This window comes from Tessaracoccus sp. MC1756 (assembly GCF_014164735.1).
GTDB lineage: Bacteria > Actinomycetota > Actinomycetes > Propionibacteriales > Propionibacteriaceae > Arachnia.
On sequence record NZ_JACJFZ010000008.1, the window covers coordinates 1 to 14959 of the forward strand.

Annotated in this window: 10 protein-coding genes and 1 pseudogene; 4 read left to right on the top strand and 7 right to left on the bottom strand. The window is 61.5% G+C overall.

Annotation, left to right across the window (positions count from 1 at the left end):
- The first annotated feature begins 148 nt into the window (after window positions 1-148).
- Window positions 149-1135, top strand: a pseudogene (locus H5393_RS14955) (IS30 family transposase).
- Window positions 1136-1437: 302 nt separating this feature from the next.
- On the opposite strand, the gene H5393_RS13650 reads toward H5393_RS14955, so the two are convergent.
- The 5 genes from H5393_RS13650 to H5393_RS13670 are packed head-to-tail and all read right to left on the bottom strand — an operon-like array spanning window position 1438 to window position 7098.
- Window positions 1438-2466, bottom strand: coding sequence for a LacI family DNA-binding transcriptional regulator (locus H5393_RS13650; protein WP_255436542.1), 1029 nt, complete (start codon window positions 2464-2466; stop codon window positions 1438-1440).
- 50 nt (window positions 2467-2516) lie between these two features.
- A complete protein-coding gene (locus tag H5393_RS13655; protein WP_182767126.1) occupies window positions 2517-3569 on the bottom strand; it encodes an alcohol dehydrogenase catalytic domain-containing protein in 1053 nt (350 codons plus the stop codon).
- 29 nt (window positions 3570-3598) lie between these two features.
- Complete coding sequence (locus tag H5393_RS13660; RefSeq protein ID WP_182767127.1) at window positions 3599-4597, bottom strand: sugar ABC transporter substrate-binding protein; 999 nt, start codon at window positions 4595-4597, stop codon at window positions 3599-3601.
- A 24-nt stretch (window positions 4598-4621) separates the two neighbouring features.
- A complete protein-coding gene (locus H5393_RS13665; RefSeq protein WP_182767128.1) occupies window positions 4622-5605 on the bottom strand; it encodes an ABC transporter permease in 984 nt (327 codons plus the stop codon).
- Complete coding sequence (locus H5393_RS13670; protein ID WP_182767129.1) at window positions 5605-7098, bottom strand: sugar ABC transporter ATP-binding protein; 1494 nt, start codon at window positions 7096-7098, stop codon at window positions 5605-5607. The genes H5393_RS13665 and H5393_RS13670 overlap by 1 nt, the downstream gene beginning before the upstream one ends.
- A gap of 887 nt (window positions 7099-7985) precedes the next feature.
- Between H5393_RS13670 and H5393_RS13675 the strand changes: the two genes are divergently transcribed.
- Together H5393_RS13675 and H5393_RS13680 are read left to right on the top strand one after the other, a co-directional pair.
- Window positions 7986-9251 carry an RES domain-containing protein gene (locus H5393_RS13675; RefSeq protein ID WP_182767130.1) on the top strand — a complete coding sequence of 422 codons (1266 nt, stop codon included), beginning with the start codon at window positions 7986-7988 and terminating at the stop codon, window positions 9249-9251.
- A gap of 328 nt (window positions 9252-9579) precedes the next feature.
- The gene (locus H5393_RS13680) at window positions 9580-10497 is read left to right on the top strand and encodes a restriction endonuclease (protein ID WP_182767131.1); all 918 of its coding nucleotides are present in this window, start codon (window positions 9580-9582) and stop codon (window positions 10495-10497) included.
- Between the two features lie 352 nt (window positions 10498-10849).
- Here H5393_RS13680 and H5393_RS13685 read toward each other — a convergent pair whose 3' ends face one another.
- The gene (locus H5393_RS13685) at window positions 10850-11677 is read right to left on the bottom strand and encodes a hypothetical protein (protein ID WP_182767132.1); all 828 of its coding nucleotides are present in this window, start codon (window positions 11675-11677) and stop codon (window positions 10850-10852) included.
- Between the two features lie 1328 nt (window positions 11678-13005).
- Window positions 13006-14199, bottom strand: coding sequence for a hypothetical protein (locus tag H5393_RS13690; protein WP_182767133.1), 1194 nt, complete (start codon window positions 14197-14199; stop codon window positions 13006-13008).
- A gap of 127 nt (window positions 14200-14326) precedes the next feature.
- Here H5393_RS13690 and H5393_RS13695 point away from each other — a divergent pair, with 127 nt between their 5' ends.
- Window positions 14327-14932 (top strand): hypothetical protein, encoded by a 606-nt coding sequence (locus tag H5393_RS13695; protein ID WP_182767134.1) that lies wholly within the window; start codon window positions 14327-14329, stop codon window positions 14930-14932.
- Window positions 14933-14959 lie beyond the last annotated feature (27 nt).

Genomic DNA, 14959 nt, shown 5'->3' on the forward strand with positions numbered 1-14959 from the left:
GGCCTCGACATCCTCGCACGCTGCCGACTGACCACCATCAACAACCCCGAAGAGGAGGTGACCGAACCCCCCGCCCTAACCGCCTAGACGAAGGAACCGCTACACCACTCCGCTGGACTTGACCCTGCGGGTGCCGGACACGTCCTCGGTGCGGCTCAAGGTTGGCACTGTCAAGGTTGTGCCACCTCTTGAACCACTTGCTGTACGGGTGATCTCACCTCGATTCCTGTCCGAGGCCGAGCGAGTCCAGATCGCTGATCGGGCATCCCAAGGGAAGGGGCCTACCGAGATCGCTGGGATGCTCGACAGATCCCCCTCGACGATCAGCCGTGAACTGCGGCGCAACCGTCATTCTTCTGGACAGTACCGACCTCCCACGCTCACGCCCAGGCCGCCACCCGTCGCAAGCGGACTCGGCCACTGAAGCTGGTGGACGACCCTGAGCTGTGTAGCTACGTGACCACCAAGCTGGACCACAGGTGGAGCCCACAGTAGATCTCTCACGCGTCACGCCGCGACTTCCCCGACGAGCCCCACCGCCAGGTGGCCACCGAAACCATCTACCAGGCGATCTACCGGCCAGCCACAGGCATCCTGCGGAAAGCAGCGCCTTCACCGCTGAGGACGGGCCGCGATCATCGGCGAGGACATTCCAGGCAGACCCGCGCCGGGCGACGCTTTGCTCAGCCGATGCTGTCGGTCCGCGGCCGCGGCTACGCCCCGGCCTAACCAACAGCGTAAGGAAGGTGACTTGATCCTTGGGCCCTACAACCGCTCCGCAATCGGCACCTTAGTCGAGCGACAGACCCGCTACGTGAAGCTCATCTACCTGCGGGCCTTCAACTCCATCGAGATGCATGCCGCTTTGGTGCGTGTTTTACGCGAACTGCCCCCTGAACTGAGACGAACCTTGACCTGGGACCAAGGAACCGAGATGGCCAAGCACCTCGATGTCACTCTCGATACCGGTACCCGCGTCTACTTCTGCGACGCGGCCAGTCCCTGGCAGCGAGGCAGCAACGAGAACACCAACGGGCTTCTGCGTCAGTACTTTCCCCAGTCCACAGACTTGTCGATCCACACTCGCGCGGATCTGGAGTTCGTGGAGCAACAGCTCAACCGCCGCCCGCGATGATCCTCGGTGACCGGACTCCCGAGGATCTCTTCAAAGCTCTGCTAGCGTCCTCACAACACCCCTCGTTGCGATGACTACTGGAAACAAGTGCGCCGGAACTGACCAGAATTCGAGCGCCGTCGACATCCCCGTGGGCTAGTTGCGATCTGCGGAAAATTGATGTGCCGGGTCACTACGCCCTGGGGTCCTGGACCAGACTGCAAACGGCTGACCCACAGCTCGACGAGGAGCGGTGTTCTCGTCGTCGGATCGTTCCGTCGTGCCGTACAAAGTGGCGAGTAAAAGAAGCCGCAGTGCGTCCGTTAACCGACAGTGCTGCCTCTGATGATGAGTTCTGGGTAGTACCGAACGGTTTCGTGGGCGTGTTCTCCGGGTTCCGTCATCTCGCTCAGGAGCAGTGCGGCAGCTTGGTCACCGATGCGAGCGGCTGGCTGCCGGATGGTGGTTAGGGGCACGCGGCCAACCTGGGCGAGGTCTGTGTCGTCGTATCCCACAACCGCCACTTGACTCGGCACCTGAATGCCGCGTTGGGCCAAGCTGGTCAGCAGTCCCATGGCATAAACGTCGTTAGCGCAGAACACCGCGTCGGGCATCCTTGCAGCGGGACGGCTGCCCAAGATCGCGCCAGCTTCTAGGCCGCCAGTCACGAAGTAGTCGGAGGTAATCATCTCCTCGAACTCCAGGCCGAGCTCGCTGCACACTCGCCGCGCCTCGGTGAGGCGCAGAAGAATGGAGGGGAGCTCTTCGCGTCCGCGGGCGAAGACCATTCGGCGTCGCCCTAGCGCCTTGAGATGCTCAACCACGAGGCGAGCGCCGACGGTGTGGTCCACAGACACCGAGCAGATGTCATCACGGTGAATGTCGGCATCGATGAACACGACAGGCAATCCGCGCTCCACAAGTTGCAGCAAAGGACCGATCTTGGCGCTGACAGGGTTAACGATCAGGCCTCGTATCCGCTGGGCGGCGAACAGGTGAAGGAGGCGCAGGGTTGATTTCTCGTCCATATAGGAACTTGCGACCAGGCTCGCGAAGTGATTCCGGAGCAGGACTTGGTCAGCGCCGTGGATCACCGCGGTGTAGAAGGGTCCGGTGGTCTCGCTCAAGAGGATGCCGACAGCCCTACTGTCGTGGGTCCTCAAGGCTCTCGCGGCGTCGTTGGGAACGTAGTTGAGTGCGCGTATCGCTGCCGTCACGCGGGCCGCAGTGGCCTCGGAGACCCGCACGGGGTTGTTGATGACGTTGGAGACCGTGCTCTGGCTCACGCCCGCGTGAGCAGCTACGTCACGCAGCGTCGCTGGGCCCCGTGTTTTCACATTAGTCTCCCCCATTAGGTGCCGGGCGGGTGGAGCTTATCAAGGCTCCACCCGCCTGACGGCCACTATGGCGTCAGCAGTACCTTGAGGGCTCCTTCGCCGCGTTCTGCGGTCTCGAAAGCCTTCTGCCAGTTCTCCAGTGTGAAGGAGTGCGTGACCAGTCCTTCGGTTCGGATAGTGCCGTTTGCGATTCCCTTGATCACGGACGGGTAAGCAGTACCGGACAGGTGTGAGCCGAAGATACGAAGCTCCTTCCCATCACCGATGACGTTCCAGTCGGCTGTCACAAGGTCGGGGAAGACTCCCATCTGAACGAACCGGCCGCGGTTGCGGAGGCAGTCCAGTCCTTGGTGGACGCTCTTCTCGCTCCCGGAGGCCTCGAGGTAGACGTCGCAGCCGAGGCCTTCGGTCAGACTCCGGATCTCGCTGGCGAGGTCACACTCGGTGGGGTTGAGCACCACGTCGGCTCCAAAGTCCCGAGCTAGCGCGGTGCGGTCTGGACGGACGTCCACACCGATCACCAGTCGCGGGAGCCGGGCAGCGACGATGCTCAGCATCGCGAGTCCGATACCACCCAGCCCGGCGACCACCACGACATCACTAGAGGTGATTACGGCTTGTTCGATGGCGTGGAAGCCGCAACTGATTGGCTCCACCAGTGCCGCTTGTTCCACGCTCATGCCCTCAGGCACGTGGTGGATGATCGACGTGGGGGGCAGCTTCACGTACTCCGCGAATCCGCCGTTGCAGTGCTGTTTGAAGCCGAAGACCGCGGACTCCGTGCACAGCCAGTGCTGCGAGGCGCGGCAGTAGGCGCAGTGGCCGCAGGGAACGATGTTCTCCGCGATTACCCGGTCCCCGGGCTTGAAGCCGGAGACATTTGCCCCCACCTCAACCACCTCACCGACAAATTCGTGACCACCCGTGACCGGGGCTTCGATATAGCGGTCATGCGGCCCGGTGCCCCAGATCCTGATGCCGCCGTTGAAGGCCTTGGTGTCCCCAGCGCAGATGCCGCAGGCCAGCACGCGGGCCAATACATCGTCGGGTCCCACTGTTGGTTTCTCTATCTCGTCGAGACGGTAGTCTCGCGGTGCGTGAGCACGTAGCGCTCTCATTGAGCTTCCTTCTTTCCGTGGGTGACGGCTCAGCCGCCGTAGACCTCGTCGTAGTACTCCTGTGCGTTGGAGGCATCGATGACGGTGATGGGCATGTACTGGTCCTTTTCGATGTCCTCGCCGTCCAGCAGGCTGCGGGTGATGTCCACCAGCGTGCGGCCGTGGGCCTTGCCGCCTCCCAGGCTGATCGAGGCCTTCTGAGGATCGCCGGCAATGATCGCTTGGATCTCCTGCTCTGTAGCATCGATACCGAAGAGCCCGAACGACTCGAAGTCAGAGATGCCGGAGGACTTGATCCCCGTGTTTCCGCCGGAGGCCCCACCGCCGCCGATAGTGGCGATCATCTTCATGTCGGGGTTGGCTTGGAGGAAGTTCTCCGCGTTGCGCACGCCGTCCTCGGTTGTGAGGGCTGGAGCGGTGGCAACCAGCTTGGCCTGCGGGGCGATTTCGGCGACCGCGTCCTTGATCCCGTTGGCCCTGTCGATGATCTCGGGGAACACCGGCAGGTCCATCAGGCCCCACTCGACCTCTTGGTCGGGGTAGTTCTCATTCAGCCACTGTGCCGCAACCTCGCCATTGGCGTAACCCGTGTCGTAGGCGTTGACAAGGTATTGAGCGTCGTAGTTCTCAAGCACTTGGGTGTACCCCACCACCTTGATGCCTGCATCCTGTGCCTTCTTGGTGACGTCAGTCAGGGAGTTGGACTCAACGGCGGTGATGATGATGGCATCCACACCGCTTTGGATGAAGTTCTCGATCTGCGTGACCTGGGTAGACGCGTCGCCCTGAGCATCCACGGCGGTCAGATCAAGGTTCAGTTCCTGGCCATAGCTCGTGGCCTCACGAACAAGTTCCGCCCACACGGGATTGCCGAGATCCGAGAAGGTCACACCCACGGTCGCCTGTTCATCAGTAGCCTGGGCGGTCGGATCCGCGACTTTGGTGTCGGTCTCGGAGGGGGTCTCGGTGCCACAGGCACTGAGGGCCAACATCGCAGCGATACCGATAACAGCTAGCTTCTTGCGCATTACTCTTCTCCTCTTGTGTGTGAATCAGGCGTTTGCCGGATTGATTGATTGCTTGCGTTTGGCTCTGTCTGTCGAGGCCTTCGACATGGTGTCGTAAATGACTGCGGCGGCGAGGATCAATCCGGTGATGACTAGTTGCACGTAGGCGCTGACGTTGAGAAGCAACAGACCGTTGGAAAGAACCCCCACGATGAGGACTCCGACAAAGGCGCCGAAGAGGTTGCCCTTGCCGCCCATGACGCTGACACCGCCGAGCACACATGCGGTAAGAACACTGAACTCGAATCCGGCCCCGGTGGCTGACTGAGCTGAGTTCAACCGGGAGAGCATGAGTACCGCCCCAACGGAGGTGAACAATCCACACAAGGCATAGACGAGCATCTGGTTGCCCTTGACGTTTACCCCTGAGAGGCGTGCCGCTTCGATGTTGGAACCGATGGCATAGAAATTCCGGCCGAAGTAGGTCTTGTTCAGTACGACCAACCCGACGAGCCAGACGATGACCATCAGGATCAGGGGAAACGGCACACCCAACAGGGTGCCGGTGCTGATAAGCGAGAATTCTGGCGGGAAGCCCAGGATAGGGAGGCCACCTGAGATCAGGTAGCTGACACCATTGAGGACCATCATCATCGATAGCGTGATGATCAGCGGCGCCACCTTCGTGAAGGCGATCACGGCCCCGTTGATCAGGCCGACGATAACGCCGAGACCCATGGTCAACAGGATCGCCAGCACCCACTGGATCTGGAACGTGGACATCAGCGTCCCCAACACCACCACGTACAGGGAGAGCTGATATCCCACGGAAAGGTCGATTCCGGCCGTGATCAGCACGAATGTGAAACCGACGGCGACGATACCCAGGGTGGCGATCTGGCGCGAGATGTTGAACAAATTCGCCACACTAAGAAATTGCGGTGACAGGACGCTAAAAGTCACGATCAGTGCGACCAGCACCAGAAGAATGCCGATCCCCTTGGCGCTGGTGAGAACCTTGTTTGCCATCACTCACCACTCGCCATCGACAGGATTCGTTCCTGGCTATACTCGGCCCGCTCCAAAATTCCCGCGTTTCGGCCCCTGGAGAGGACCACGATTCGGTCGGACATGCCCATCAATTCCTCCATTTCGGATGAGATCATGACGATCGCCTTGCCTCGGGCAGCCAACTCGTTCATGAGTTCGTAAATTTCGTGCTTCGCGCCGACATCGATACCGCGGGTCGGTTCGTCGAAGATCAGGACCGCGGGGTCCATCGCCAACCACTTGGCGAGCACGACTTTCTGCTGGTTGCCGCCCGACAACGTGTTCACCAACTGGTCCGCACCCCGTGCCCTGACGTGCAGCACACCCATGAAGCGTTCAACCAGCGCGGCCTCACGTTTGCGATTTCGGAAAACCAGCGTGCTCAGGCGCCTGATGGAGGGGAGGATCATGTTCTCGCGGATCGGAAGATGCACGAAGGCGCCTTCGCGTTTCCGGTCCTCGGGCACAAGCGCCACGCCTGCCTGAATCGCCTGGCGCACGTTCGTCGGGAGGAACGGGCGGCCTTCAACTTCAATGTCGCCGCCTTCAATAGGCTCAAGTCCGAACAGCAGTTTCGCCACCTCAGTCCTGCCAGCGCCCACGAGACCCCCCAAGCCGATGATCTCCCCGTGGTGCACGGAGAACGAGATGTCTTCGACCCCGTTGCCGGTCAGGCCACGCAGCTCCAATCCCACGTGTCCCCGATGTGCCTCACGCTCGGGATAGGTGGCGGACAAGGACCTGCCCACCATGAGTTGGATGAGCTCGTTGCGGTCGGTCTCGCCTGTGAAAAGGGTCTTGATGATCCGCCCGTCACGAAGCACAGTGACGCGGTCGGTGAGCCTGAAGATCTCTTCAAGTCGGTGAGAGATGTAGATGATCGTGACACCCTCACTCGCCAGAGTCTGAACCACTTGCACCATCGCCTCTACCTCGTGCATGGTCAGCGGGGCGGAGGGCTCATCCATGACCAGCACACGCGCATCCCTGGCGAGAGCCTTGGCGATCTCAACAATTTGCTGGTAGCCGGTGGTGAGTTCACGAACCGGTTTCTGAGGATCAATGGCGACCTTCAGCCGAGACAGAATCTCAACGGTCTTGGTGATCATGTCCTTGCGATCGAGAAGACCTCCGCGCAACGGATACATCCCCAAGAAGATGTTCTCTGCCACCGTCAGCTCGGAAACGAGAGTGAACTCCTGATAGATCACGGCGATGCCGCGCTCGATGGCTGACCGCGGAGTGAGGTGGTCGAGGCGCTCTCCGTCGATGATGATGTCTCCTGACGTGGGGCGGATGGCGCCGGCCAAGGTCTTGATCAACGTGGACTTGCCAGCTCCGTTCTCTCCCACGAGTCCGTGCACCTCGCCGCGGCGCACCGACCAACTGGCCCCCGCCAGCGCCGGGACGCCTGCGTAGTCCTTGCTGACATTGTCAAACGTGAGGAATTTCTCAAGGTCATGCTCGGCCATCACGCCCCCTGGAAGGGTGGCTCGACCTCTTGCGTCATAGTGGACTCCCTTAGTCCTTGCTGTTCAACGTTGAACCTTGCACTCGACTGTATCGTTGCAACGTAAGGAACACAAGAGCGTATCGAAACGGACGTGGGACACCCCGTACACCCTTGCGGTCGGGCGGCGACCGGCGATGCGAGGCTCATGTGCAGCCTTCGATCGTTGCAATCTGCGGCGCGCAATGGAGCCGTTGAAACCCAGACCGGGCGGAATGCTCCTTCCCAGGCGTGACGTCCGGCGAGACCGACCATCGCTGCAGTCGGAAACGAGTTGACTGCCGTGGCCGCGCAACTCGGGGCTGCCGAGGACCCCCGCGAAGACAGCACACGCAACCCCACGCGCGACCCATCTCCCGTAGCCTTGACGCCGCTCGATCAGTCGATCCGATCCAACCCGCTGCACCGCACCGGAAACACGCACCGGAAACACGCACTTGCACCAGTTCCCGCGCCGGCCGGATTCGGCCGCGAAGTGGCCACGCGCCCAACCAAGGCGATCTCCGCGGCTACTAGTTTCATTGACTCTAGATCGGGCGTTGCGCACGTCGACACCATCTGAGGCCGGAGTCACGGCAGCCATCGCCCTGATCAAGACTGCCTGCCCGCGGTGCTCGAGGACCCGTATCCTGCGTTGGATTGGCCGGACCCGGTGGCGCCTGGACCAAGAAGTCGGGCATGTTGTATGCCTCGGATCGCCAGGCTGGTGGCGATGGCGTTCCTGCACGCCGCGGTCCCTGTTGCGGGCTGGGGCCGCTGCCAGGTGTCGCAGATCCTGCCCACCTATTCGCCGCGAGGGGCACCAATTCATCTCCGGTGGCGTGTGCCGGAGTTCAGTAGCCTTTCGGTATGGGTATTGAGCCGTCGGACTTGTATGGCATTGACGGGATGAGCGAGACCGTCTGTCTCGACCACATCACTGATGCCGTGCTCCGTGGGCGCCTGGAACCTTTAGCTTCCGAACTCGAATGCAGCTTCTGCGGTCGGCAGGGTGAGGAGGATGAGCCTCACTTCGCGGTGGCGATGGACGATTTGGGCGCTGCAGTGTGGGAGGCAGCCAACTTCCTCTACACCTTGGCGACGGATGTCCAGTACTTCGACGGGGAACCGTGGTCAGAGGAGTCACTCTACGAAACAAGCGACGTCATATACGACACGGTCGGAGACTCTATCGACGATCAGCATTCTGAGCCGATCGTGAACAGTCTGGTCAAAGGGGCTTCGGGTCCCGATCATTGGGTGGGGGGCTCGCTGAATGCGTTGGCACTCGACTGGGCCTCCTTCTCGAGGACGGTGCGCCATGAGTCCAGGTTCGTCCTTTCTGCATCACCAGACCGCCCAGGCGTTGACGATGAGCCTCCTGCTCGCATCGCAAGATTCCTCGAAGCCTTGGTCACCTACGTCGAGTCCGATCTCCTCGTCGAGCTTCCCGTTGGTTCAATGCTCTACCGCGGTCGCATGGCTGAGAGTGCGAGCGCTCTCCACGAGAAGGTGGAGGATGAGCCGAGTGGCGAGCTAGGTCCCGCTCCCGCATATCTCTCCGAAGCTGGCCGCCTCGCTCCCGCAGGCATCAGTCTGTTCTACGCGGCCGATAGCCTCGACACAGCCGTCGCGGAAATCGCGCTGCACTCGAGTTATAGCGAAGCAGTTGTCGGCGGATTCAGGACGAAGCGCGTGATGCAAGTCCTCGATTTTTCGCGTGAGCTGACCACCAAGTTGCCCAGCGTTTTTGCGGAGGATCGAGAAAGCAGGCGCCGGTGGACATTCGCCCGCTTCAAGGACCAGTTCACAGACATGATCTCGGCGCCAGTGTTGCTGGATGGTCGGCAGCTCGTCGACTACGCGCCGACCCAAGTCGTGGCAGAGTGGCTACGGTTTGCTCCGAGCACGCGCATTGACGGAATTGCCTGGCCATCCCGCGTTGCATCGGGCACCGGACGAAACGTCATGCTGTTCCTTGGTCCCGGTCCCGATTTTCAGACCGAGCCGGCTACAGCTTCAGAGCTGGAGCGACGCGGCGGATCGAGACCCCCTGCATTAACGCTCTCGCGCAGCGACATCAGCCATTACAGTGTGGAACGAGCCGTCACCCCATCGAGACTCAGCATTTGGTGACGCTAGCTCGGTGTTTCAGCGCTTCGGTTGAATAGGGGACCCCGTGATCGAGGTCGCTGACTTAACCTCTCAGACACATCGCGGCAGATGCGGATATTCGGGCTTCGGATCTACAAGGACGCCCAGGGAACGCTGGGGTAAGTCGGGGGTGGGACCGCAGGCCCCGTAGGTCACGACGTCAACGCGCTTCTCTTCGACGAGGAGTTTCTCGCGCTCGGCGCCTTCTAGCGACGACGACGGGGTTGTCAGCTAGTTGCCGCGCAGGACCGCCTCATAGACCAGTATCGTGAAGCGGGAGCCAGGTCCAGGAGTTCAGAAAGAGGCCGGAATGAGCCGGATGCCAACGTGGGAGGGGTTCCTCCGATTCTGTCTGATTGCGCTTCAGGATGGACAGGTCCGCGGGCGGCAGGAGTTGAACGCCCTAGCTGCCGCAGAAGCAAAGCTGGGGCCGGACCAGATCGCGGAGATGCTCTCGAGCGGCCAACCCATGTACGCGAACCGGATCGGTTGGGCGCTGTCCTTCCTTGCAAACGTCGGAGCCCTCAACCGGCCGAAGCGGGGGCACTATGTGATCACCGATGCTGGCCGTCGAGTTCTGGTCCAGACTTCCGGGCCACTCAGCGAACGGGACTTCAGGGCCTTCGCGGACGACCACGAGTCGGGGATTCGGCCCTACACGGCTTCCGTACGCTCAGGACCCGCGACACAGGCCGTGGCAGATGAACCCGGCGGACTCGACCCAATCGAGCAGATCGAGCAGGGAATCAGACGGGTAGAGAACGCAGTTTCGGCCGACCTCTTGGACCGGCTCCGCGAGGGTGCCCCAGAGTTCTTCGAGCGGGCGGTGGTGAGACTCTTGGTAGCGATGGGATACGGCGGAGCTGAGGGTCGCGCGCAGGTGACCCGAACATCCGGTGACGAAGGGATCGACGGGATCATTGACTCCGACGCGCTCGGAATCAACCGCGTCTACGTCCAAGCCAAGCGGTATGCCGCCGACAGCTCCATCGGCCGACCCGCACTTCAGGGGTTCGTGGGTGCCCTCAGCGGAAAGGGCGACGCTGGCGTCTTCATCACTACGTCCCGATTCACGCGGGAGGCAATCGACTACGCCGACCGAACTCCGATGCGCCTCATCCTTATCGATGGGGACAGACTCGCTTCGCTGATGATCCGCTACGAGGTGGGTGTCCAAGTCACAAACACCTACCACTCAGTGGAACTAGACGAAGACTTCTTCGAGTAGATGGACGCTGAGCGCTCGCTCCGGCCCGCATGCGGCCACCCCGACCAGCGGCAGATGAGTGTGTCAAGTCGGTGCCCATGCCGAAGCGAGTGGTGCATCAGACCCCTAGATAAGTGGGCCAACCCGCGGGGTGGACATGCCTAGAACTGCAGGGGACTGCCACTGGACACCAGCCTCGCGGCTGGGCGCGTCAGCCACCGGCTGTTCAGGACGCCGTCGATGGCCACCTTCCAAAGGATGGCCCTGGCGAGCTCTTGTCCATCCGTTAGCTCAATCGGCGTAGTCGGGTGGCGTTCTCCATGCCGACTCGTGCTAACCAACGCCAACCCGGATGGTCGGCAGCACCGTCGCACTAGCCCGTCCCGAACTGAGGCTCAACTTCGAAGCTGAGATATCCGGAATTGTCGTACCCTGAGGGTATTGCCCCCATAAGCTCGACCACTCCGAGCTTCGTTCCCAAAGCGGTGAATAACTCAGTATTTCCGGGTACGTGAAATCCTCCTTCAGGCGACTGGTTGGTTTCATAGACGGCCGAATCCGGGACATAGGCCAAGCTAAATTCCTCGTGCGACCAGAATGTAGCGCCATCATAAACCTCCCTGGGGAACGTGTTGCTCGATGATATGAATCCAGCCACTCCAATCTGTCTGCCCGTGCAAGCGGGCAGGTTGAACTTGGCGGTGACTTCTTTAGCCACCTGTTCGGAAGGTCCATCGACGTTCACGGCCATCCTGACTCGGTAGCTGTTTCCCTCGACCACCTCGATTCGATCGAGCCATTCCTCTCGGTCGCCCACGACTCTGATGCCGACGAAATTGCGCTCGTCACCTATCGGACCATCGGGCGTCGAATTGACAGTCAGGAAACCGGCCCGCTGGATCACCGGGAAGAGCGGGCGGTCAGGGCCCCACCCGACAGGTACGAACTCCTCCGTGCTTTGTGTGCAGAGGGCGTCAGCTCGGACGTGGCTCCCAGGTACCGGTGGAGATTCCAGCACCTCTTCGCCGCTGGGCCAGACGGCATAAACGGCGACGACGCTGCTGAGAACGGCGGCCAACGCGCTCACCGCGGTCCAGTTGATACCTCCGCGGCGTTGGTCGATTGGCCTCTTGTCAGCCGTTGCAACTCCGTCTGAGTCGCTCACTTCGCGTGATTCATCGGAATTGGAGTCGTGCGCCATGGTCTTCCTTGATCCCGATGACTCTTGATATACCCGGGGCCTCGGCGTCGCTAGACCCAGCATGTGTCGAGGCTGCGGTCGAAGACGCTTGGGGCTGCGCTTGGTCACTCGGACGCCTTGACTTCACGATCGCATGATAGGTCAGCAACCCGTCTGAATGGCAGAAATCGCAGCAGGATCGGGCTCGGATCTCGACAATCACAGCGTCCATCTCCGACATTGCGCGTGTGCTGACGCCGCGAACGTTCTTTCTCCATATCGCAACTGCCTTCAGCTACGCGATCCCACTCACCGGGCAGACTGCGGGTAGCTCCGGTTCGCAGTCCGAAGCACACGTCTTGGCATCCACCACCTCCGAGCTATCTGTGCCTGTCGGATCAGGACAAATCTAAACTAGGGGGCTCGCAGTAGTGACCTCGCCGGCCGTCGCGCGGACCCAGCGCCGCCCACCCAGAGCGTCCCTGTCATCGGCGGTCTCGGTCGCGCGCTCGCGCGATTGAGGGCGGTCAAGCTCGGAACAACGACGCCGGAGGCTACCCGCCTTCGTGGCAAATCCGTGCGTCGTGCGCGCTGCCGATCTGACTGCATTGAGAATGGCGGAAGGGACAAGCACGAGGCGCGACGCATCCTGGACCGACGAATCACGGAACTTCGCAATGAACCGAACGAGCGTCTGAAGAGCCGCTGGCGGCACCAGCCCGACTGCGAACTGGTCACCGCGGACAGTGGTGCCGAGTATCAGGTGGCGATCGAAGCATTTGGGACGATGAATCCGCTGGGCGCCTCCGCCTGGTCGCATTCATCGACGACGGCGGGTGGCGCGGACTGGTGCCAATTTCCGAGGCCTTCATCGTCGCCCGCAGTGGCTCCTTCATCGGTGAGTAGGCGTTCAGAACGTGCGCTCCCGGCGGCATGTCAGTATGTTGAAACCCGGTCCTCTGCGCGAGATTCTGGGGTCTCGCCGTTGGCGACCTCGTCGATCCAGTCGTTCGCCTCGTCAGACAGGTATAGCCCGGCTGGACCACTCTGGCCGACCCACCATGCATCGGTGCTGAATGACGCCGCCTGCCCGGGTGATTTCATCGACCAGGGCGGCCGGGACCTGGTCACCGTTGTTTTCCATCAAATAGTCACGGGACTGCTGCCGAAGATTCGGCCACCACGCTTCGATACCCGTGCCCGACATCATCCATCACTGCGATGTGAGGCGCCAGACGCGGCAGAGGAGGCGTTGCTGACGAGGCAATGGCCCATGGCGCTGGTGAGTCCGTTGCGACTGAGCGGACGGGTCAATCAACCTTTCGGGCCGTTGATCATTCACGCACAGGCTAGTCGTCGGGCCATGCCTCGCCGGGTGGCCAGGGGTCTGGAAGACCGAGGAATTGGTCCGCTCTCATTGGGGCCGGGATTTCAACCAGTGTGCTGTTGGCGAGGTTTATCGTGTCGCACGGTATCTCAATCGCGTCGGGAAGCTCGTGGACCGGATTGGGGTGCCGCCATAGCGTTGCTTCCGCTTGCTGCACGAAGTACGGCATGAGCTGGTTGATGACGAGAACGCCAGAGACGTTGCGGTTGGCCCATTCCGGAGGCGCGCCGAAGTAGCCATCCGGCTGTCGTGTTTGGCGCGCGGCAATCGAGCCGTCCGGCATCTCGCTCATCTGCCATGAGATATGCCCGTACATGGCGTTGCTGCTGTGCCATCGGTCCCTGTCTTGGATATATGTGCCCACCGCGATGATGAAGGGCGCCCCGAGGTCCCCGTACTCGTGGTGTTTCGTCGCTAGGGCCTTCTTTATCGGTGGTGCATCATCGATGAATTCAACTTGCGCGTTTCCGTAGACAGCAATCGTCCGGTCATTCGGTTTGGTGCCTCTGGCCTTTCGCTTCTTCGGGAGCGCTCTGAATGTGGCCGTCCAACCGCCGTGCTCCCATCGACGGATTGGGGCTGCATCCGGTGCCCACGGGGCATCGGGGTCGAGGTTTCCAAGCCAGCGCTGGAGGTCGTGGCGAAGTCGGGCTGAGGAGGGTGGCGAGGTGCCGTCCTTGAGCTCGTCCAATATCAACATGAAGTTGGGGTCACCCAATCGGTTCACTGTGTCGAGCAATACGGATCGCCGCTTCGCCGCCGCCTTTGAGGCAGGATTCGAGCCGGGCGCGATCGCCTCGATGAAGAATCGGAGGTCGTCGCGCTGGGCGAGGAAGTCCGGTCGGCGGCTGGTGCTCTGGACATCGGGATGGATTGTGACAGCGTAACCAGCCCTGAGCAGGCTCTCGTGCAGATAGAGCTCAAGGAATGCGCTGCGGAACTGTTCGTCGTCGCGGGAACGGAACCGCTGGCGCAGATCGTTGTATTCCTCTTCGCTCGGCACGTGGCTGAGCCACTCCTCCATGAGTGCACGAGGGTGCTCCCAGTAGTCACCCGCGATGCGGTTCATGAACTCGAAGGTCGACTCGCCGTGCGTTGAAGGCCTGCTGTTGGTTCGCTCGAAGTCATCGAACAATGGCCGGCGTTGGTTCCCCATGCGGACAGCCTGCCAGCACCCGCCGACCAAGACGAGGCCTATCAGCGTCATCACCGAGGGCCTCGAGACTCCTGGCGCCCACGTTGGTCACCACGCTGGAGAGCTCCAGAAATGAGTCGCAGCGGGCGTGGGGACGCAGCCGACATCCCTCTACCAGCGACGGCTCACCGGCAAGATTTACCGCGAGGTGCGGCATGAGTATGCGGCAGAGTCGCTGGCCAAGGCCACGCCACGAGCGGAGACCCACCGCATCGACGGTATCGGGTTCAATGGAGCTGTGATCCGCCCTCCCTTTCCAGAGCCCACTTCAGACTCGACCGAACCGGCTGCTTCCCCGCCTGCGCCCCTCGAAATCTTGCGGCGGTGGCCCACCGCGTGCAAACCCGAAGAAGCGTGTGAGATCTCCGGAACGGTGTATCCAGCAGCAGATGATCTGGATCCCGAGGACCTGCTCTGGTGGATCGACTTCACGCAAGTGCGGATCGGCGCGGCTCGCAGTCTGGTGAACAACGTGATGGCTGCCGCAGTGGGGACTGTCTTTGCCGCTTCAGCCGGCCTGGTGACCTTCTGGGTGACAGACACTCCTTGGATCGCGGTCATTGCAGCACTTGCCGCGTTCGTGCTCATCATCGGTTTGAGTTGGCTTCTCCTCCACGACGCACAGCACCACGCGCTCGAGCAACGTTGGATGCTCTACCGGCGTCGAGCTAGGCAATTAGGGTTGTCGCTCTGATCAAGCCTTCTCAGCGGCAATTGAGGG